Origin of the sequence: Paraburkholderia sp. GAS199, assembly GCF_050436585.1 — a bacterium.
Lineage (GTDB): Bacteria > Pseudomonadota > Gammaproteobacteria > Burkholderiales > Burkholderiaceae > Paraburkholderia.
The window spans coordinates 378,021-398,392 of sequence record NZ_JBNDMM010000001.1 but is presented as its reverse complement, the minus strand read 5'-3'; the positions used below and the strand labels follow the sequence as shown (position 1 = coordinate 398,392).

Genomic DNA, 20,372 nt, shown 5'->3' with positions numbered 1-20,372 from the left:
CAGCCGCACCACGCAGCGCTGATCCAGTCAGTTTTAGTAATTCCGTCTCGTCCTACCATAGGGATAAAGGGCAATCTGCTGACCCTTTGAAGCGGCGGGGATGATGATGCTGCGGAAGGGAAGACGAATCGGGTGAATCTGCTTCGTCTGTTATGCGAAATGTATTTGAACAGCAGCAATTACCTGCCGGAAGCAAACCATTTGCCGTAGATCAGCTCGTATGTGCCGTCTTCGTACATGGCGAGCAAGGTCTCGTTGATGGTTTTTCGCAACACACTGCCGTTGGCCACTGCGATGCCGTATTTTTCGGGCCGGAATACGGGGCCGACGATGGCCAGCACGCCGTTGCCGCGTTTAGCCACCCAATACTGAAGCGTCGGCGCGTCGTAGACGATCGCCTGCACGTCGCCCTGCGTGAGCATCCGGAAGCCGTCGTCGGCGGTGTGCACGCTCCTGAAGGGCAGGCCGCGTTGACTGAGGTAGTCGGCGGCAATCGTGCCGGGCACCGTGCCGATCGTTTTGCCGGGCAGATCGTCGGGACCCCGAATATTCGATTGCAGACGCGCGACGGTTTGCGACGACGTCACGGTGGCCGTCAGTTGGGCAATCAGCACGACGCCGATCAGCCACATCGCCGGCACCAGAATGCGCTTCCAGACACCGGGCGCGTCGCGCTCGCCGTGCTCACCGGTCGCGATGATGAGCATGGTGACCCACAGCCCTTCGCCGAGCGCGCGCCAATACGGCTTTCTGAACGCCGGATCGCGCCTGCGCTCGGTCAGCAGGACCAGATTGGCGAGCACGAACACGATGACGACGGCGACGCCCACGAGTTGCAGCGTGGCCAGCCAGGGCACCGACGCAAACGTGCTCATGAACGTGTTTTCGTTCTGCGCGCGCACGACGATCTGCAAGCCGGAATCGAAATACGGAAGCGAGAAATCCACCTTCCTTTCGCGTTCCGGTGACATGGTGATCGCGGCAATGGCGACATCTGCCGCGCCGCTTTCCACGGCGAGCAACAGCGCGGGCTGCGACGGCAGAAGCGTCCACGTGAAGTCGAGATGCAGGCGGCGCGCTATCTCGTTCCAGAGGTCGATGCTGAAGCCTTCCGGCGTCGCCGTTTGCGGCAGAACAAAAGGTGCGACCGGCGCGATGGCGACCCGCAGCGGCGCACTTGCGGGCGTCGGCGCACTGGCCGCGGCCATGGCCATCGACGACAAGCCCGCGCAACACAGCGCGACGATCCGCGACGTCCATGTGTTCATCGCATTTCCCCCGTTACGCTTCTGTGTCGTCGGCTCAAACGCGGAAGTCGGCTGCCATGTCTTCGTCGCTGCGTGCCTCAAGCTGGCCCGAGCGGCAGGCGCGAATGAACGTGTCGTAGTCTTTGCTGTTCTGCACGGCGTAGTCGAGCGCGTATTGCGTCAAGGCATCGGCGAAGCGTCCGCCGTTGCCCAGATAGGCCGCGATTTCGATCGCCTTGCCGCCGGCCTTGGCGTGCGCGCGCGCCAGCGCCCAGCCGCAGAGTCGCGCGTAACCTTGCAGAATCGTCGAGCTCATGCGCTCGACTTCCGCCGAGATTTTCATGTCGCGTAACTGGCGGAAGTAGAACGTGCGGCCTTGAGGGCCGGTGGTCCAACCGAGAAACGAATCGCTTGCCGCCTGCAGCAGGCGTTGACCGCACACCACGCGTTCGCCGTCGTGCGTGGCGTTGTCGCCCTCGAAGAAACGCGCGATCACCGATTGCCGCGCTTCCTTGACCTGCAGGAAAAGCGGCTTGCCGTGGCTGTCGATGAACAGCATGACCAGACAGAACGTGCCGACACTACCGACGCCCACCACCTTGAACGCCGTATCCTGCAGATCGAATTGCGCGATCAGTTGACGGCGCTCGGGTGCGAGCGTCAGCAGATAACTATCGAATGCCGCGGCGAGCTTGCTTTTCCACTCGGCGGTGTCGGCCCATTTCTTGTTGGCGCCCAGCAGCGAGTTCGGGCCGGCGGGATGGAACAGCGCGGGCGGCGCGTCGTGTATCGTCCAGCGGCCGTCCTGCTCGCTGGCGATCTTGCCGAGCATGCTTTCGTGCGTGCGGCCGGCCGCTTTCTCCATGGCCCGGTTGATGAGCTGACGTCCTTCGCTGGTGGCGGCGGTTTCGAGCATCCGCTCGAAGGTGACGATCTCGTGCCACAGTTCCAGCGCGCTGCACCCGGCGTATTTGTGCATCCGGTCGCTATATTCCTGCATGGCCGTGGCGACGATGTCCTTGATACTTCCCCGCTCGATGCCCATGCTCTCGCCCGCGATCGCAAAACTGGCGGCGAGCCGCTTGACGTCCCATTCCCACGGACCCACCGCAACCTCGTCGAAGTCGTTGAGGTCGAACACGAGTTGCCGCTCGGGTGTCGCAAAGCCGCCGAAGTTCATCAAATGGGCGTCGCCGCACACGGGAAACGTGATGCCGGAGTTGTTCGTGCCGGCCAGATCGTGCGCCTGAAGAATGGCGCTACCGCGATAGAACGTGAAAGGCGACACGGCCATGCGGCCATAGCGCAACGGAACGAGCGCCTCGACGCGGCCCGTGCTGTTCTCTCGCAGCAACTGCACCGGGTCGCGATTCACGTTGCCGATTGCCGCATTCTGCGAGCGCGGCGAGCGCATGCGCGCCAGTTTTCCCGCTTCCTGCCGCTCGGCTATTGTCTGTACCTGGGCCATGCTGGTCTCCTTTTATCCGGTTCTGATAGGGACGCGCGAGGCAGACCACCCCGTCTCGCGACGCGTTTCGCGAAACACACTTCGTTAAGGGGGAGAGCCGGGCAGCACGGCCCGGGAAATCGTATCGAGCAGTTCTTTGGCGACGAAAGGCTTGATGAGCAATTCGAGACCGCCGGCGCTGGCCACGGCGGTGCGCGTCGCGGGATTGTCGTGCGAGGTGATGAACACGGCCGGTGGACGCGCCTGGCCGGAAAGCACGAGCTGCTCGAAGAATTGCGGACCGGACGCGCCGGGAAGCTGAACGTCGATCACGAAGCAGTGCGGCACGCGCTGGCCGCCGGCGAGGGTGTAATCCTCAGCGCTTTCGAAGGCCAGCGTGTCGAAGCCGGACACACGCAGCAGGCGCTGCAAGGCACGACGCATGCCGGCGTCGTCCTCGACGATTACGATAAGCGGTCTGGTCGCGTTCATTGCCCACCGGATTTCCTTTCAAGCAGTGTCGTGCGTGGCGACGTTCGATGCTATCCGGGTTTGGGGCAACGCGACTGCCCCTGAGGGCAAGGGCGGGCAAGAACGGGTCAGGTCATGGGTTGACTGTGCACGATCGGATCCGCGCGTCGCACGAGATCGGCGAGCGAATGCGCATCCAGCTTGCGCATGAGGTCGGCACGGCAGGATTTGATGGTTCGCTCGCTGAGGTCGAGGTCGGCGGCAATCTGCTTGTTGAGCCTGCCCGCCACGATGCCGCGCAGCACGACCTGTTCGCGCATATTCAGGTCCGCCGCAGGCACGGCTTCGGACTGCTCTGCGCGAGGCCCGGCTGCGGCGCTCGCGAGCGCGTGTTCGATGGTGGCCAGCAGTGTCTGCGTGTCGATCGGCTTGAGAAGGAAGTCGCACGCGCCCGCCTTGATGGCGCGCACGGTTCGCGGAATGTCATGGTGCGCGCTGATGAACACGACGGGCATCGCATTGCCCATGCGTTGCAGCGCCTGCTGCAGGTCGAGCCCGCTCGGACCGGGGAGTTCGAGGTCCACCAGCAGGCAGCCGGGCGGTGCGGCCGGCGGCTCGATCAGAAACTCGCCGGCGCTCGAATAGCCCCTGGTAGTGAATCCGGCATGCTTCAGGATTCGGGTCAAGGCGGTGCGCAGGGCGGTGTCATCGTCAACCACGTGGACAACGGCTTCGGCTTGAATAGTCACGGACGTCCTCCTTGCGTGGCAGCGTGGGAAACGAAGCTTGCCCGTGCAACGCGGTTATCGATCTCGGCCTCAACGCACGGCGCCGCGCGTGGCAGCCAGACCGTGAACACACTGCCGCCGCCTTCGCGCGGCATGGCGTAAACAATGCCACCGTGCGCCACGACAATCGTGTGCACAATGGAGAGCCCGAGTCCCATGCCGTGCGGCTTGGTGGTGTACAGCGAATCGAAGAGACGCTGTTTCGCTTCGGGCGGAATGCCGTGCCCGCGATCCTCGACCGTGAACTCGTAGCCTTGCCCGGCCGTTCGCGTCGTCACGGTCATGACGCGGTCGAGGTCGGCGGTGTTCTCCATCGCGTCCATGGCGTTGATCGCGAGGTTGAGCAGCACCTGTTGAAGCTGCACGGCGTCGCCGCGTACCTCGGCGTTTCCCGCCATCAGATTCGATTCGATCGATATGCGCCGTCGGCGGCTTTCGAGGCGGATCAGCGTCAGCGCTTCGCCGAGCGTCTCGTTCAGATCGATCTCACCCAGCACCGGCGTGTGTTTCTGCAGCAGCGCGCGCAAGCCTTGCACGACCTGGTTCGCGCGCAAGGCGTCGCGGCGGATGTCGGCGAGGATGGAATGCAACTCGCCGATCTGCCATTCGTCTTCCAGCATCATGCCGGCCGCGTCCGCGTTGCTCAGAATCGCGCCCAGCGGCTGTCCCACCTCGTGCGCAATCGAGGCGCTCAGTTCACCCGCCAGCGCGAAACGCCCGGCGCGAGCCAGTTCGTTGCGACGCAACGCGGCTTCCTCGTCGGCAATCCTGCGGCACCGTCGCTGCCAGAGAAAAGCGCCTACCGTCAACGCTTGCAGGAGCGCGATTACGACTGCCACTGCCAACAGCATCATCGTTCGACCCTCCCGCGAGAGCCCGGCGACAGGTTGGACGCCAGTCGTCAAAAGACACGATTGAGACACGCACGACGAACGTGGCGTCCCGATTGAAAGTCAGCGAATTAAACGTTCTGCGATGCCGATGTCTATGCTGATTGCGATCACCGATTGCCATTACCGATAGTTGGGTAAATCTGCCTGGAAATCCGAATCAAAAAAGGTGCAGCGGAAACCGAAACACAGGATGAGCCACACCGCAAAAGAATCGATATTGCGCGGTGCGTTTATGCGATGTGAATAAGCCACTGCTATTCGTGCATGCGATGACATGCGTTGCGGTCGCAATAGGACCGTGGTTTGAACTAGTCGCGAAGAAGCGGGGGTTCGCACAATGACGAACCGCGCGCGCTCGTGCCGCAGCGACTATCCTCGTATTGCGTTCCTCGTTCATGGTGTCTGCGAAGGTTTACGCTTGCGATGACTATGCCAGAACGTTCAGCAAATTGAAAAGCCTTTCGCGAAAAAAAGTCCGCGAAGCACTCCGTATTAATTAGGGGTATAACGAATCGCGAAATGCCGCTATAGCCGTGGCGGTATTCGCCGGGAGCATGGCGGATTAATGGGATTCTTAAGAATGCGCGAGATAAGCGCTAAGGCTTCGGCAACGAGAGTGCCGTGCTGATGAGATTTTGCGGAACGACGCGAATGATGCCGTTGCGGGGACTGTCGATGTCCGAGATGAGCAGGAACGAGAGAGACACGGTGACGGGCATGATGAGCAGCAACCGGCCTTTACTGCTGGTGTGTTCCGCGCCGTAACCGACCAGCAGGTTGGCGAGCATGCCGATCAGGACCAGCAAGGTCCACGCGGCGACCGGCACGCGATTCCACCAGGCGGCCTGCGTGTAGCCCTGAGTGTTGATGACGTCGTTCATGCCGGCCACAGCCAGCGCGGAGATGGGATTCGGCTGCGTCTGCGCGCCGCTCGCGGCCGCGTTCCACAGTTTGGTTTGCAGGTCGGCGGTCGCGGCGTTGATCTGCGCGATGCGTTGTGCGTCGCGAGCCTGATAGAACTCGATGCGCAGTTCCAGGTAACGGGCAAGGTTGCCGCGAATCTCGGCGGCCGTGCCGGCCGGCAGCAGGGCGGCGCGCAGGAACTCGGTGCCGATTGCGTTGGCCTCTTCCTCTTCGTAGTTTTTTCGCTGATCGTAGCGGTTGACCGCCATCGACAGACTGAAGCCGATGACCAGCGCGAGCAGCGTCAGCGTGGCGGATTGAACCAGCTTGAAGTCGTCGCGCGAGTCCTCGCTGATCGGCAGGCGCGAGCGCAGCAGCGTGGCGCCGATCCACCCGGCGAACGACATCAAGGCGAGCGAGACGAAGAACAGGATGATTGGATGTCTTATGAATTGCTGCATGCATCCCTCGCGTGACATGCGCTTCGCCGCGAACGGCCGGTGGCCGCTCGCGGCGTCAAAGGTCAATATGGTGCGTTCACCACGACATATTGCGAACCTTGCGGTTGATACCAGCTGCTGCCGCAACGCTGGTAGATCATACCGCCGTAATTGACGGGCACACAGTTTGACGGCACCGAATGCACGATCGACCCGACCACGGCCGACGTGACGGCGACCGTCGCCGTGACGGCTGCTGCCGTCGCGACCGGGTGATAGTCGTCGTCCCAGCCGCCGCGATGGTTGTTGTCCACGTGAACGTTGACGTCGCGATTCACATTGACGTTGTTGACGCTGGTATTGCGCACATTGCGGGTGCGGGAATCGGCGTGCGCGTTGTTCAGTTGCGCGCCGCCGCCACCGCTGCGCATGCCACCGCCACCACCACCGCCGCCGCCGTGGCCGCCGCCATGGCCGCCACGTTCCATGTGGCCACCGCCGCCGCGTCCGGCGGCTTCCGCTGGCGGCAGGGTGTGAACGCCGATACCCACGGCCGCGAGGATGAGGGCCAGGGTTTGATATCGCTGGAATGCGGTCCTCATGGCCTACTCCTTTTTGGCGGCAACCGGCACGATCTCGATCTTCTTCGAGCCTTCGGGCGGCCGGAAGGAGAACACGGAGTCCTTGAACGTGGGTGCGGTGTTCCAGGTCATGACGGAGACCGACTGCGGCCGCGCGTCGTCGTCGCGCCGCGTGATCACGAGCTTGCGGGGCAAGGGTTTGTCGCCCGCGGTGATCCAGATCTGCCAGTCGACGTCTTTTTGCCGGAAGGCGTAGTGATCGCATACGTCCGAGCCGACGAAGTCCTGGCCCGCGAACATCGCGGACTCGAACTGGTCGGTGGGGGCGTCGGGCGTGCCCCAGATGAACAGGTCCGCGAGCGGGAATTCCACGCCGTAATGTTCGTGAAGCTGTCCGATCAGCGCCTTGAGATTGCCGTCGAACGCAACCGTGGAATAGAACTTCTGCTGCGGCGAGTAGAGCACGGCGGTTTTACCGTCGTAGATGATTTCGCGTTCGCTGCGCGGGCTGATCATCAGCGCGCGAATGCGATTGGGCCGCGCGACGAAAAGCTGCGCCGACGCCGCGTGCTGCAGTTTTTCGCCGTCTTCGAGAACGCGTTCGCCGGTCAGCTCCATCGACACGCCGAAGCGTTTGAGCGACTGCAGATGCGTGCCCATCTTCTGAAGCGCCTGAACCGCTGCCGGATCGACGGGATTGGCGGGACTCGCCGCGCCCGTGGTGTCGCTGGCTCCGCTCGCCGCCGTTTGCGCGTACGCGCCGGGTGCGACTGCCAGGATCGTCCCGGCCACTGCAAAAATGGCCAAAACCTTTCTTGTCATTGTGCTCTCCCGTTCGTGAGAGAAATGCTGCCCGAATCAGAATGGATTCCGGCAGCCACCGATTTGGCACGCTACTGGAAGCGACCTGCGCAATCAATGTAGTCACCATCGGCGTCGAAAGAAAGGACTTAATCCGCGATTGCCCTTCGGGGCAATGCGATTGCCCGAAATACCTATGGCGATACCGCGAGTCATCCATAACAATTCCAAAGCTCGGGATTAATTCGCCATGTGCATCATTCACGCGATTGCCTTGTGCGCGTCGACCTGAGCGATGGGCGATGAACGTCACGCTGACCATGCCGTACTGGCCGACTCCGGTTGACGCAATGAGCATGCTGAAAGTAGCCGACAGAGTGTGTCGAACCGGCCTTTGCCGCCACGCCCGAATGCTGGGGCGCATCGCGGCTTTCACGTTGATTCAATGGCTCGTCGCCGATCAGGCGCTGGCGCAAAACACGCCGACCTTCACTGGCCCCGACGTGCAGCGGCGCGCGAACCAGGTGCTGGCGCTGTTGTCGTTCACCGTTACGCCGGACCTGTCGGCCAGCACGCTCGGTATCCGTAACAGTGGGTCGGGGAATCCTTCGCTTAACATGACCCAGTTCGGCGGCGGATTCACGTTGAACCCGAATTTCCCGCTTTATCTGGAAGGCGCATTGGGTGCATCGCGTTACGATCCCACATTCGTAGTTTCTGACGGGCAGCAGCAGCGCGCGCTGCCTACGCGCTGGACGAACGTGGCGGCCACCGGCGGCATCGGCTGGGACTTTCCGCTCAACGAGAAGAAGGACCTGGTGATCCGTCCGATCTTCAATTTTTCCTTGGGTCAGGTGTTGAGCGACGCGAGCGCTGCGCAGTTTCTGCTCAACCACAAGACCGACAAGAATATCGACTTCATTCAGAACGGCTCACTCAGCGCATACGGTCTGGGCGGCTCGCTGATGATCGGCTGGTATCCGCGCCAGGAACCGTACGAGTTCGATCTGGAGTTGCGTTACACGGACATTTATCTGCAGAGCTTCGGTTCCTCCAGCGCGGTGCGTGGCTCGGCCAACGCGGAATCGACCAACCTGTACGCGCGCTGGCGTGCGCCGACCGGACTGCTGGTTCTGCATCGGCCTTTGCGTTACGTGCTCGAACTGTCCCATTCGACTTACCTCGGCAGTCAGGCCAATATTCTCGGCTTCAATCAGTTGACCTCGGTCGGTGCGGGCCTCGAAATCGATACCGGCGCGGTGACCAAACTGTTCTCGCGGCTGCGCATGGTCGCGCGATACGCGTTCGGCAAGGACGTCACCGGCGTGTCGCTCGGTCTCGCGCTCAGCTTTTGATCGCGCGCTCAATCGAGCACGATGGAGACGAGCGCAAACGCGCCGAGTGCCGCCACGGCGATCGCCACCCAGAATGCAAGATTCCATTGCGCGACGAGTCCCTCGCGGCGTAGTGCGCTCACGCGCCGCGCGTGCTGAACGACGGCGGCCAGCAGCGCCACGGTGCCGATCACGACCATGGCGGTGCCCACTTCGCGCGGCGACCAGGTTCCGCCAAAACGGCCGACGATCGGCCCGCCGTTCTGGTTCGCCAAGTACTCGAAAAACTTCGCCAGCGTGAAGCCGAAACTGATCATCGAGAGCGACGTGCGCAGCCACGCCATCAAGGTGCGTTCGAAGGCGAGGAACGTGCGCTCGACCGCCAGCGAAGTGCGGGCGCGCGTTTGCAGCGTGCCTTCGTCTGGCTTCAGGGGCGTCGATGGATCGGTGCTGGGAATGTGCGCATCGTCGCGCTCGCGAGAGGACGTCATGGCGGTTTCGTCATGGTGCAGTGGGCGCGAGCGACGACCGACTGCGCTGCCATTTCACGTAAGGAATCACGAGCAACGTACACAGGAGCAGATAGAGCGCGAGCGTCGAGACGAACTGTTCGCCGGGATAATTGGCAGTCGAAATAGCCAGCGCGATGGCTGGATGACGCGAAGCCGTAGACAGCGCCAGCACCGAAGCATGTTCCTGCGACGGTCCGCCGAGGCAGTGACCGACCGCCAGTCCCACGACGACGAAAGCCGCGATAGCCAGCACGGTCCAGAGGCTCGTGGACGACACGATCGCGCGCCAGGTGCTCGCAAGCAGGACCAGCGCGCCCGCGAGCAGGAGCACGGCGGCAAAGCGGCGCAGCGGGCTGACGAGTCGCGGGCTGACACGCGGCATCAGCCGGGCGACGAACAGGCCGAGCGCAAGCGGAGCGATGATCATCTTCAGGACGATATTCGTGATGGCGAGCGGGCCGATGCCGTGCGGCATCGCAAACAGCCAGTCGAAATACATGACCGAGAGCGGCACGCTGGCGATCGACACGAGCGCGAGCACGACGAGCATGCCGAGCCCGTAAGGTGCGACGCCGCCGGCTTTCTTCTGCTTCTTGGGCAACATGGGCGGCACCGGCGAAATGGCGAGTGCCGTGAGTACGACGGCGGCCGGCTGCGGGAGATTCAGGAAATACGTACAGACGCCGACGAGCACCGGCATGATGACCAACATGGCGAGCAGGGAGCGCAGCAGCAGGCCGGGACGCTGGAAGATGTAGAACAGGTCGTCACGGGTCGCTTGCAGACCATAGGTGAAAACCGTTCCCGCAATCGCGATCTGGAGCGCGAGCAGAATCAGAGCCTTGGCGTCCATGGTTTATCCGGGTGTGATGACGGGAACGGCTGCGGACGCCGCCTTGGGCCCGCTTCTTCAAAGCGGGCCCAAGGCCGTAGACGTCCTGGCATTTAACGCTCGACTTCAGCCCTCAACGATGACCGCCGCCGGCCGCGTCCGTCATTTTCTCGATCACCTGATCCACGCCGAAGCTGGCCGCTTTCTGTCGCGGCGGGAATTCCTTGAAGGTCGTCAGGAATTCGGCCACACCCGCCTGCGCCGGTACGAGGATGAAAGTGTGATCGAGCAGCCAGTCGTAGTAAGTGTTGGAAGTAATGTCGGCTCGCTCGTAAGGGTCCGTGCGCAGGTTGAAGATTTTCGGCACGCGTAGCGTGACGAGCGGCTCGGCCCAGATTTGCAACGTGCCTGGTGTGCGCTGCTCCATGAACACGACTTTCCAGTTGTCGTAACGCAGGCAGGCGAGATCGCCATCGTCGGTGAAATAGAAGAAGCCCTTGCGCTCCGGTTTCTTCGCCTTGCCGGTGAAATAGGGCATCAGACTGAAGCCGTCCAGATGCACCTTGAAGGTCTTGCCGTTAGCCTTGAAGCCCTTCGTGAGTTTGTCCTTGACGTCGGGGTCGCCGGCGGCATCCACGATAGTGGGCAGCCAGTCGAGATGGCTGACGATCTCGTTGCATACCGACCCCGGCTCGATCACGCCCGGCCAGCGCACCAGACACGGCACGCGGTAAGCGCCTTCCCAGTTCGAATTCTTCTCGTTGCGGAACGGCGTCATGCCGGCATCGGGCCACGAGTTCATGTGCGGACCGTTGTCGGTGCTGTACATGACCATCGTGTCGTCCTTGATGCCGAGTTCGTCGAGCAACGCGAGCATCTCGCCGATGTGCTTGTCGTGCTCGATCATGCAGTCGTGATATTCCGATTGCCAGCGCCCCGCCTGTCCGCGAATGCGGTCCTCGATATGCGTGCGGAAATGCATGTGCGAGGTGTTGAACCACACGAAGAACGGCTTGTCCTCCTTGTGCGCCTTGTGGATGAATTCCTTGGCGGCCGCCAGAAACTCGGTGTCCACGGTTTTCATGCGCTCGCGTGTCAGCGCGCCGGTGTTGTCGATCTTCTGTCCGCCCTTGCCGTCGGCCCAGCAGTGCAGCACGCCGCGCGGGCCGTATTTCTTGCGAAAGTCGGGAAACTCCGCGGGGTCCGGATAGTCCGGCAATTCCGGTTCTTCCTCGGCATTCAGGTGATAGAGATTGCCGAAGAATTCGTCGAAGCCGTGCATGGTTGGAAGATGTTCGTCGCGGTCGCCGAAGTGATTCTTGCCGAACTGGCCGGTGCTGTAGCCGAGTTCCTTGAGCAACTCCGGGATATTCGGATCTTCGGCCGCCATGCCGAGCGGCGCGCCCGGCAAGCCGACCTTGGTCAGACCCGTGCGCAATCCGCATTGTCCCGTGATGAACGACGCGCGACCGGCCGTGCAGCTTTGCTCGCCGTAGTAGTCCGTGAACACCATGCCGTCTTCACCGATGCTGTCGATATTGGGCGTGCGATAGCCCATGAGCCCTTTGGTGAAGATGCTGAGATTGGATTGACCGATGTCGTCGCCCCAAAGAATCAGGAAGTTGGGTTTCTTCTTGCCCGCCATGGAAAACTCCTTTGCGTTGAGCCACCGTCATCGGTAGCGGAACTCCTGCGGCGCCGTCGTCGACGGTCAGCGAGAGGTCGTCGTTGCTGCCAGACTCAATTCGTGGCGGCCTCGTCACGCAGCACGCAGCGAAACCCGACGTGACAGGTGGACGTGTCGAGCGGCTGGGCCATGCGGGCCGCGGGCCGGTAGCGCCGGCAGTAGTTCGGCGCGCACAGGAAGGAACCGCCTTTCATCACCTTGCGTGCCGTGGGAAGTTGCGGCGTGCGCGGATCGGCGCTCGCCTCGCGCGATCCGCCGCGCGGGTTATCGAGCGTGCAGCACGCCTTCACGATCTTGCCGTGGTCTTGATACCAGTCGCCCGTGAGTTCCCACACGTTGCCGGCCATGTCGTAGAGCCCGTAGCCGTTCGGCGCGAACGAGCCGACCGGCGCCGTCCATTCGAAGCCGTCCGTCAGCTGGTTGTCCCACGGAAATTCGCCTTGCCAGGTGTTGGCCATATGCTGGCCGCCGGGAGTGAATTCGGCGCCCCACACGAACTCGGCGTCCTCGAGGCCGCCGCGCGCGGCAAATTCCCATTCGGCTTCGGTCGGCAGGCTCTTGCCTGCCCAGCGCGCGTACGCTTCAGCGTCTTCGAAGGTGACGTGGACCACCGGATGGTCGTCGAGCCCGTCGATCGAACTGGCGGGGCCGCGCGGATGGCGCCAGTCGGCGCCGCGCACATAAGTCCACCAGTTGTAATGGTTGCGCAGGTCCACGCGGGCGGCCGGCTTCACGAACACGACCGACGACGGCGCCAGCATGTCGGGCAGCGCGCCCGGATAGTCTTCCGGATTGGCCGGGCGCTCGGCTGTCGTGGCATGGCCGGTCGCGTCGACGAAACGCCTGAATTCGGCGTTCGTCACGGTATGCCGGTCCATCCAGAAGCCGCCGACGCGCACCTTGTGCGCAGGCGCTTCCTCGGGATAGTGGTGATTCGAACCCATCAGAAAGGTGCCGGCGGGAATGCGGACCATGCCGGCCGGTGCGTTCGAAGAGGCGGTGTCACCGGCGTCGTGGGTTGCTTCGCATGCGGGATGGGCCATGTTCAAGTCGGAACCTCGGCTGGATGCGGCAGAGCGGGACAGCCAGAGCGCGCCGGGTAGGCGGGCGTGAGTGCGCGATCGGCGCAAGCCTGGCAACGTAACGCACTTCAGTATCGGAGGGGCGGCGCGGCTTGGCTATCCGGGAAAAGGGCAACGGGCGTTGCCCGTTAGGGCAATGTCATGAGACGGACATGGTTTCTTGCAGACGCCCAACGTCGTGCGGCAACGACAGCGCTTAGCGAAACGCGTAGGCCACGCCTGCGCCGAACGTCAGCTGGTTTCTCGTCCCGCGCTGGACGACGATCGGGCTGTCGGCCGCCGGGCCGTTCAGCCGCTGGTAATAGACGAGCGCGCCCGCGTACCAGCTTTTGTCGATCTGATAGATGCAGGCGAGCCAGCTGGTGACCTGTTCGACGCCCGACGACGGGCTGTATGCCGGCAAGCCGCTGCGCGAAGCGTCGTCGGCGGTCACGCCGAAATAGGTGGTGTTGAAGCCGCCGCTGGCCCACGTCGCGCCGAGTCCCACGCCCGTGAAGAACCGGTGAGAGAGCGGCAGCCACGCGCTGCCGTTCAGGGAGACGCGTGAGCCTGTAAAGACCGCGCCGGCGTTCGTGGTCACCGTCAGTTCGCCACGCAGACGGTAAGGGATGGACCCGCCATGGAGGTACTCGTAGCCGATGAAGCCGCCGCCTTCGACAGTAGTCGGCACGGTGTGGATCTGCGAAACGACGGGGTCGTCCACGTCGTGACGGCCCAGACGCAGCGAGACTGCCGGTCCCCATTGAAAGCCGGTGCCCGTGCCGAGATTGAACTGCGCGTAGGGTCCGTACCATTCGAGCAGATGGCCGGAACCCGTGGTGTAGCGCAATCCGGGCAGCGCGCCGATGATCCGCTCGTTGCCGCCGGCATATTGCGTCGTCGTCCCGACGCCGGCGCCGACGAAGTTCGGCAGCGAATCCGGCAGATCGACCGGCCCGGCCGTCGCGCGATGAGTCGCGAGAGCGGTCAGCGCAAAGAAAAGGGCGTAGTGAACGAAGCGCTTGCTGCGTTGATTCATGAACCCTCTTGCCGGCTGGTACACCTGTTTTTTATAGATGAGCGCGCGGCGCGAACCTCACACCAGCGTCTTGAGCACGTGCGCGACGATATCCTGCAAAGGCAACTGCATGGCCGCGACCACCAGCATGGGCAGTGCCGCGGGCGCCGCGATGGCGATCAAGCCGAGTTTGCCGACCGGCACCGTCCGCATGCTTCGGACAGCCTGGAAAACGGTCTGCACGTCGGCCACGGGTCCCAGTTCGGGCGCGTCGAGAATGTCCGGATTGCCGACGTCTTCCTTCAGAATCCAGCGGCGATGCACGAGCCGTCCATGATGGCCGACCAGGCTGCCATAGACGAACAGCGCCTCGCGCTTGACCTTGCCGAGCGTCGGTATCAGCGGCGTGAAAGGGATGAGAAAGATCACTGTCACCAATAGCGCCGTGGCGATCAATTCGCCCTTGATGTCGGCGACATTCACGCTGTGAAACATCACTTCGTGCGCAAAGGACGAGGCGGCGACCGTGGAGAGCGCGAAGGCCACCGGGCTGAAAATCAGCGCAAGACGCTCGACGAATCCCACACCCGCGACGCGGTCCGGATGGACGGGCGCAAAGGCCAGCGGAAAGCGCGACAGCTTGTAGAACAGCACCAGGACGATGCACGCGCGCCACAACCACGCGAGCAGCAGCGCGGAGAACAGCGGACGGACCACCAGAATGAACCACCAGCCGCCGAACGTGATCGTGCCGGCCGTGTCGCCGGGCATATTGGGCCACTCCATGTCTTCCATCTGATGCACGAATGCGCCCGCCGTGGTCCACGCCAGCACGCCGCCGCCGATCAGTACCCACGGCAAGGTGTGATTCTTCAGGCGCGCCACGCTCGCGAGGAGTGCCCGGAAGCGCGGCATCGTGTCGTCGGACACCAGCCCCGATTCGACGAAATAGCGCAGTAGGGGCGGCACCATTTTCTGCGCCACGCCTTCCGCGATGACGAACATGGGGATCGCGATCAGGCAGCGCGTGTGCACGCCGAAGTGCGCGAGCAGCGAGTCGCCGCGGCGGAAATCCGAGGCGCGGCCGGTAGCCATGGCCCAGACGACGATCGGCAGCCAGCAGATCGCCGCGAAGACGAGTGCGCGACGCAGGACGCCCAGTCCGCCGCGTGGAATCAGACCGAGGCGGCGTTGCAGACGGAAACCGAGGTCGTCGCGCACCAGCGGCAGATCGATCCCGGACGGGTCGGCTGCTGCATCGGCCGCATCGGCAGCATCGGCGCGCGGTTCTTCGTCGGCGGACATGGACGATGGCTCCTCGTCGGTGGACCCGCGTTGCGCGCGATGCGTCTCTGTCGGCTATCAACCGGGAGTGCGCGCAACGAGGGCGCGTCCGGCCGCGCGCGGCTGGCGCGGGCCGGACATCGCGGTCGACGGAATCAGATCTTGAGCCGCGACACCTTGGTGCCCGCCAGCGACACGTCGGCCATCAGGCCGGCGTTGGTCAGCACGAACACTTCGACGGGCGCGGTGGCCGTGGTGGTGTCGATCGCGCCGTTGGCGCCGACCTTCACCAGCGCGACCGAGGCGTCGCCGCCGGCCGACCAGCCGTCCGAATTGCGGAAGCTGTCGAGCGCGTCCTGCGTCATGAAGAGAAAAATAATGGCTTTCGACTGCGCGCCGGCCTGCAAACCGAACGAACCGGAAACGGTGCTGTAGTAGCCCGCCGTGCTGCCGCCGACCTTGAGCGAGCCTTCACCATACTGACCGCCGACGATGAACCCAACCTGCAGCACCGACGGAAACACCAGCACCCCGCGCGCTTTCGACACCAGCTCGCGCGAGCCGTTGACGCTCGAATAGAGCTTCGACATGGTGCCGTCGACGCTGGCGTCGATCGACTGGCGCTTGGACATGTCGGTCGCGGCCGAGTCGTGCGATCCGGACGACGTCGTGCAACCGGCTAAGGCCAGCGCACCGGCGCCCATCGGTACTGCGACCAGCGAAAGAAATTTGCGACGTTGCATCAGGCTTCTCCGGTGAGGTTTCTGGGTGACGGACGCGCCAGGTGAGAGCGGCGAGCTTGGTTGAATGCGTAGTGTGGATTCTTCTCGATGGTTGGCGGCGACGATATAGGGATTTGGGGCAATTGGGGGCTTATCTGGTGATGGTTGATTGCACTGAGCGTGCAGTTCGTTTTCGTTTGCCCTAACAGGTATCCCGGCGGCCTTGGGGAGCGGTCGGGGTTATGGTGGCTTTAACTTCTTCAACGAAGCGCGGGACATGGCGCAAGAAGGCTGAATTTCGGCAGGATGGATGGGTGCGAGATGGATTGCAATGGGATCGCGGGAGTTGTGTGTGGCGTTGCGGTTCTTTAGAACACGTTCGCCGAGTGTTCTCCGATGCCGACGGTTTCTAGCCGTGGACGTTCGCTTACGACGCTCTATGCGAATGGGGCTTTCGGCCACGACGGGACGTAGGCTATTTCCCGGAAGCGGCCTACCTGTCGAGTGCCCCAGGCGTGCTCAAGGGCGCTCTATCTCGACGAGCTTGACCATCCATCGTTCGACATCGCCAAACGAAATCCGATGTGCGACATGCTGTTCATCGGATCCGTGCCACGACGGGCGCTCGTGCGATAGCTGCTGCAGTAGACGTCGCTGCACAGGAATGAGCCGCCCCGTGTCACCCGCTTGGGTGCATCGACCGGCACGCCGGGCTCGGCAGGATCGTAGCTGTCGGACGGCCCCTGCGGGTCGGTGACAGTATGTTCCAGCGACGCCTCTCGCGCGAAATAGTCGGCGCGATACCGGTCTGACGTCCATTGCCAGACGTTGCCGGCCATGTCGTACAAGCCATAGCCGTTCGGCGGATACTGTCCGACAGGGCTGGTGCCAATCGGGATTTTGGAGTCCACGACCGGAAATTCGCGAGGCTGGTTATCCCAGATGTTCGCCATTTGCCGGCCACCGGGGTTCTTCACGTCACCCCATGCATAGTCTTTCTGCTCGAGGCCGCCGCGGGCGGCATACTCCCATTCGGCTTCCGTAGGAAGGCGCTTGCCAATCCACTTCGCGTAGGCTTGAGCGTCGGCATACGAAACCTGCACGACCGGATAATTGTCTTTTCCGTCGATGGTGCTCTGCGGCCCGCCAGGATGCTTCCAGTTCGCGCCCGGCACGTAGCGCCACCACTGCGAATAGTCATTCAGCGAGACTGGCTGCTCCGTGCCGACAAACACCATGGCGCCCGGCACGAGCGCGTCGTCGGCGGGTTTCGGCGTTCCCGGCGGCAGCTGAACTTTGAGGTCTTCCCAGCGTGGCTTCTGCTCGGCTGTCGTCACATAGCCGGTGGCCGCGACAAAGCGACGGAACTCCGCATTGGTCACATCATGGCGGTCGATCCAGAAGCCGCTTAGATGTACCTTGTGCGCGGGCCGCTCGTTGGGCAACGACATGCGGCTATCGTTGCCCATCAGAAAGTCAGCGGCGGGAATCCACACCATATCTCTGGGCCCGTTGACACCGTCGCCGAGAGAGAGCGGCGCGGGTGATGCTGCGTGTCGACTGTAAGCCGCAACACCGCCCGCGGTTGCTGCAATCATCGCCGCTGCAATCGCGGCAATCAGTGCTTTCCTTTCCATCGCCGATCCTCAACCGTGCCGCGCCGCGATGCGTCGGTAGGCGCTCACGTTCTTCAAGCTAGTCCGCAAGATAGGCCGCCTGGGCGGCCTCATTCCTGGCTTTGTTCACCTCTCCCTGCATGTTTTGGGGAACTGGCGGAAGATCGATGGTGATCTTTTCGAGCTTGCCGGTGAAGGCAAACGGCATCTTGTCCATGTAATCCATCAGGACCGGTGTGCCCGTGTCTTCGCCGACGTCCATCGTTTCATCGAACGAGAAGCGATTGCGCACGGTCTGATGAATATGGCCTTCGGCTACCTTCTTGCCGTTGACGTATAAAGTTCCGGTGCCGCCTTTGCCGACGCCGCCGCCGTCATAGGCGAACTCGAAGCGGATTTCGGCCTTGCCTGAAGGCAGTTTTTCGCTCGACTTGATCGTGGTGAACTCTTCCTTCATCCAGTTGTAGACGAACTGGGGCACGCCGTCGACGACACGCAGCGCCCAACCGGAGAAGAGACCGCCTTGCGTGATCAATATACCGTTGGCGTTGCCGTCGGTCTCGACGTTGGCGGTGATGGTGTACGAGCGGTTTTTCATGTCCGGCGCGCTGCCCTCGGGAAGCCGCACCATCCCGGGATAAAACGTAATCTTGTTGACGCCTTGCAAGGCGCCGGCGGGCCGTCCTGTCAGCGCGGTGCTGAAACGTTCGACAGCGCGGTCATCGAGCGGCAGAACGTTGTACTTTTTCGCCTCCGTCATGAATGCGGCCTGAAGCTCTTTCAGCTTTTGCGGGTTTTGCGCCGACAGATCGTCGTGTTCGGTGAAGTCGCTTCTGAGGTCGTATAACTCCCACGTGTCCTGGTCGAAGGACACGCCGCTGCGCTCATCGGACCACGGCTTGATACCGTGCGTCGTGGCGGCAAGCCAGCCATCCTTGTAAATGGCACGCGCGCCGCCCATTTCGAAGTACTGCACATGACGTCGACTCGGCGCGTTGGCATTGGCCTGATCGAACGTGTACATCATGCTGATACCCGACATGGGTATCTGTGTGACGCCATTCACGATCTTCGGCTGCGGGATATGGGCGGCTTCGAGAATGGTGGGGACGATGTCGCTGACATAGTGGAATTGCGTCCGGATGTCGCCGCCGTCCTTGATATCTTTTGGCCAGTAAATCACCAGTCCGTTGCGCGTCCCGCCGAAGTGCGACGCCTGACGCTTGGCATATTTGAAAGGCGAGTTAGTGGCAAGCGCCCAACCTACCGGGAAGTGATTGTAGGTCGTGGGGCCGCCGATTTCGTCGAGGTGTTTGATTGCATAAGGCACGGAGTCCGGGCGATAGCTGTTCAGATCCGCCGCGATTTCGTTCAGGGTTCCGGTAAAGCCGCCTTCCGCGCTGGCGCCGTTGTCACCAACGGCGTAGATGACGAGCGTGTTGTCGGCGATACCCAGATCGTCCACCGCGGACAGCATGCGCCCGATCTCCTCATCGGCGTAGGCCAGATAGGCCGCATAGACTTCCATCATGCGGGCGTAGACCTTCTTCTGGTCGGGACTCAGCTTGTCCCATTCGCCCACTTCGCCCGGAATCGGATTGTATTTCGAGTTGGCCGGGATGATGCCCGCCTGCTTCATGCGATTGAACGTCTCTTCGCTGACCTTGTTCCAACCCTGATCGAATTGTCCTTTGAATTTGGCGATCCATTCCTCGGGCGCATGATGCGGCGCGTGAGTCGCGCCCGGCGCGAAGTAGACGAAGAAGGGCTTGTTGGGTGCAATCGACTTCTGGTTACGAATCCATGTGATCGCGTGGTCCGTCAGATCGGTCATCAAATGATAATTCTTGACGCCCGCCGGCTTCTCGACCGGTTTGGTGTTTTCGATGAGCGCGGGCGACCACTGGTTGGTGTCGCCGCCATTGAATCCGTAGAAATATTCGAAGCCCATTCCCGTTGGCCACTGGCTGAATGGACCCGTCATGCTTGTTTCGGAATCGGGCGTGTTGTGGTTCTTGCCGAACCAGGCGGTGTTGTAGCCGTTGTCCTTCAGAATTTCGCCGATCGTGACCGAGGTGTCCGGCAGGATTGCGTCGTAACCGGGGAAGCCCGTCGACATTTCGGCCACCACGCCAAAACCTTCTTCATGGTGGTTATGGCCGGTAAGGAGAGCCGCTCGGGTAGGCGAGCAGAGCGACGTGGTATTCCACTGGGTGTAGCGCAAACCGCCTTTCGCAAGGCGGTCGAGCGTAGGCGTAGGTATCGGGCCGCCGAAAGTCGAACTCGCGCCGAACCCTACGTCGTCGAGCAGAATGAGAATGACATTGGGCGCTCCGGCCGGGGCGGCGCGATTCCGGGGAAATGCAGCGGTCGAATCCTTGTAGGTTTCGCCGATCTTCCCTTTGAAGTCGCCGGGACGCCTGTCTGGCAGGATCACGCCGGGTGTGGTCGACGGCTTCTGCTGCGCTTCCACGGCGGGAGCGGCGAGGAGCGCCAGTAATGCCGCTGTGTGCATCCACTTCAGGATTGCTCGATCCATTTCCCCGTCCTCGAGAGTGTCAACCGTAAGAGCGGCCCAGCACTGCAAGCGGTCGATCCGATGAGTTTTCAACGTGAAAAGTTTTGCGAAAAAAATCGCGGCGCGCTATAGGTGGAAAGGGCAAAAACGATTCCCTTTGGGGCAAGCTCGCGTGAGCGGCGGAGTGGCTTTCGGCTGCTGCGACGAGTCATTGAGT

18 protein-coding genes are annotated in these 20,372 nt (G+C 62.4%); 1 reads left to right on the top strand and 17 read right to left on the bottom strand.

Annotation, left to right across the window (positions count from 1 at the left end; translation table 11 throughout):
- Positions 1-179 precede the first annotated feature (179 nt).
- The 8 genes from P3T18_RS01700 to P3T18_RS01665 all read right to left on the bottom strand — a co-directional run bounded on the left by P3T18_RS01700 (position 180) and on the right by P3T18_RS01665 (position 7,592).
- Positions 180-1,268: a transporter substrate-binding domain-containing protein gene (locus tag P3T18_RS01700; protein ID WP_429298175.1), complete on the bottom strand. Its 1,089-nt coding sequence runs from the start codon at positions 1,266-1,268 to the stop codon at positions 180-182.
- A 34-nt stretch (positions 1,269-1,302) separates the two neighbouring features.
- Complete coding sequence (locus P3T18_RS01695; RefSeq protein ID WP_429298174.1) at positions 1,303-2,715, bottom strand: DUF2252 domain-containing protein; 1,413 nt, start codon at positions 2,713-2,715, stop codon at positions 1,303-1,305.
- Positions 2,716-2,799: 84 nt separating this feature from the next.
- Positions 2,800-3,186: a response regulator transcription factor gene (locus P3T18_RS01690; RefSeq protein ID WP_429298173.1), complete on the bottom strand. Its 387-nt coding sequence runs from the start codon at positions 3,184-3,186 to the stop codon at positions 2,800-2,802.
- A 107-nt stretch (positions 3,187-3,293) separates the two neighbouring features.
- The gene (locus P3T18_RS01685; protein WP_429298172.1) at positions 3,294-3,914 is read right to left on the bottom strand and encodes a response regulator transcription factor; all 621 of its coding nucleotides are present in this window, start codon (positions 3,912-3,914) and stop codon (positions 3,294-3,296) included.
- Positions 3,911-4,807, bottom strand: a complete 897-nt coding sequence (locus P3T18_RS01680; RefSeq protein ID WP_429298171.1) for a sensor histidine kinase — start codon at positions 4,805-4,807, stop codon at positions 3,911-3,913. The genes P3T18_RS01685 and P3T18_RS01680 overlap by 4 nt, the downstream gene beginning before the upstream one ends.
- 635 nt (positions 4,808-5,442) lie before the next feature.
- On the bottom strand, positions 5,443-6,210 hold the full coding sequence (locus P3T18_RS01675) for a hypothetical protein (protein ID WP_429298170.1): 768 nt from the start codon (positions 6,208-6,210) through the stop codon (positions 5,443-5,445).
- Positions 6,211-6,272: 62 nt separating this feature from the next.
- Positions 6,273-6,791 carry a hypothetical protein gene (locus P3T18_RS01670; protein ID WP_429298169.1) on the bottom strand — a complete coding sequence of 173 codons (519 nt, stop codon included), beginning with the start codon at positions 6,789-6,791 and terminating at the stop codon, positions 6,273-6,275.
- Between the two features lie 3 nt (positions 6,792-6,794).
- Positions 6,795-7,592, bottom strand: a complete 798-nt coding sequence (locus P3T18_RS01665; protein ID WP_429298168.1) for a DUF2092 domain-containing protein — start codon at positions 7,590-7,592, stop codon at positions 6,795-6,797.
- A gap of 389 nt (positions 7,593-7,981) precedes the next feature.
- Between P3T18_RS01665 and P3T18_RS01660 the strand changes: the two genes are divergently transcribed.
- Positions 7,982-8,926 (top strand): hypothetical protein, encoded by a 945-nt coding sequence (locus P3T18_RS01660; RefSeq protein ID WP_429299019.1) that lies wholly within the window; start codon positions 7,982-7,984, stop codon positions 8,924-8,926.
- A gap of 8 nt (positions 8,927-8,934) precedes the next feature.
- On the opposite strand, the gene P3T18_RS01655 is transcribed toward P3T18_RS01660, so the two are convergent.
- The 9 genes from P3T18_RS01655 to P3T18_RS01615 all read right to left on the bottom strand — a co-directional run bounded on the left by P3T18_RS01655 (position 8,935) and on the right by P3T18_RS01615 (position 20,176).
- Positions 8,935-9,396, bottom strand: a complete 462-nt coding sequence (locus tag P3T18_RS01655; RefSeq protein WP_429298167.1) for a YidH family protein — start codon at positions 9,394-9,396, stop codon at positions 8,935-8,937.
- 10 nt (positions 9,397-9,406) lie between these two features.
- A complete protein-coding gene (locus tag P3T18_RS01650; RefSeq protein WP_429298166.1) occupies positions 9,407-10,270 on the bottom strand; it encodes a hypothetical protein in 864 nt (287 codons plus the stop codon).
- Positions 10,271-10,382: 112 nt separating this feature from the next.
- A complete protein-coding gene (locus P3T18_RS01645; protein ID WP_429298165.1) occupies positions 10,383-11,894 on the bottom strand; it encodes an arylsulfatase in 1,512 nt (503 codons plus the stop codon).
- A 95-nt stretch (positions 11,895-11,989) separates the two neighbouring features.
- Positions 11,990-12,979, bottom strand: coding sequence for a formylglycine-generating enzyme family protein (locus P3T18_RS01640; protein WP_429298164.1), 990 nt, complete (start codon positions 12,977-12,979; stop codon positions 11,990-11,992).
- 235 nt (positions 12,980-13,214) lie between these two features.
- Entirely contained in the window at positions 13,215-14,036 is an 822-nt protein-coding gene (locus P3T18_RS01635; RefSeq protein WP_429298163.1) for a MipA/OmpV family protein, read from the bottom strand.
- A gap of 57 nt (positions 14,037-14,093) precedes the next feature.
- On the bottom strand, positions 14,094-15,320 hold the full coding sequence (locus P3T18_RS01630; RefSeq protein WP_429298162.1) for a hypothetical protein: 1,227 nt from the start codon (positions 15,318-15,320) through the stop codon (positions 14,094-14,096).
- A 134-nt stretch (positions 15,321-15,454) separates the two neighbouring features.
- Positions 15,455-16,042 carry a BPSL1445 family SYLF domain-containing lipoprotein gene (locus P3T18_RS01625; protein WP_429298161.1) on the bottom strand — a complete coding sequence of 196 codons (588 nt, stop codon included), beginning with the start codon at positions 16,040-16,042 and terminating at the stop codon, positions 15,455-15,457.
- Positions 16,043-16,551: 509 nt separating this feature from the next.
- A complete protein-coding gene (locus P3T18_RS01620; RefSeq protein WP_429298160.1) occupies positions 16,552-17,658 on the bottom strand; it encodes a formylglycine-generating enzyme family protein in 1,107 nt (368 codons plus the stop codon).
- Positions 17,659-17,716: 58 nt separating this feature from the next.
- A complete protein-coding gene (locus P3T18_RS01615) occupies positions 17,717-20,176 on the bottom strand; it encodes an arylsulfatase (protein ID WP_429298159.1) in 2,460 nt (819 codons plus the stop codon).
- Positions 20,177-20,372 lie beyond the last annotated feature (196 nt).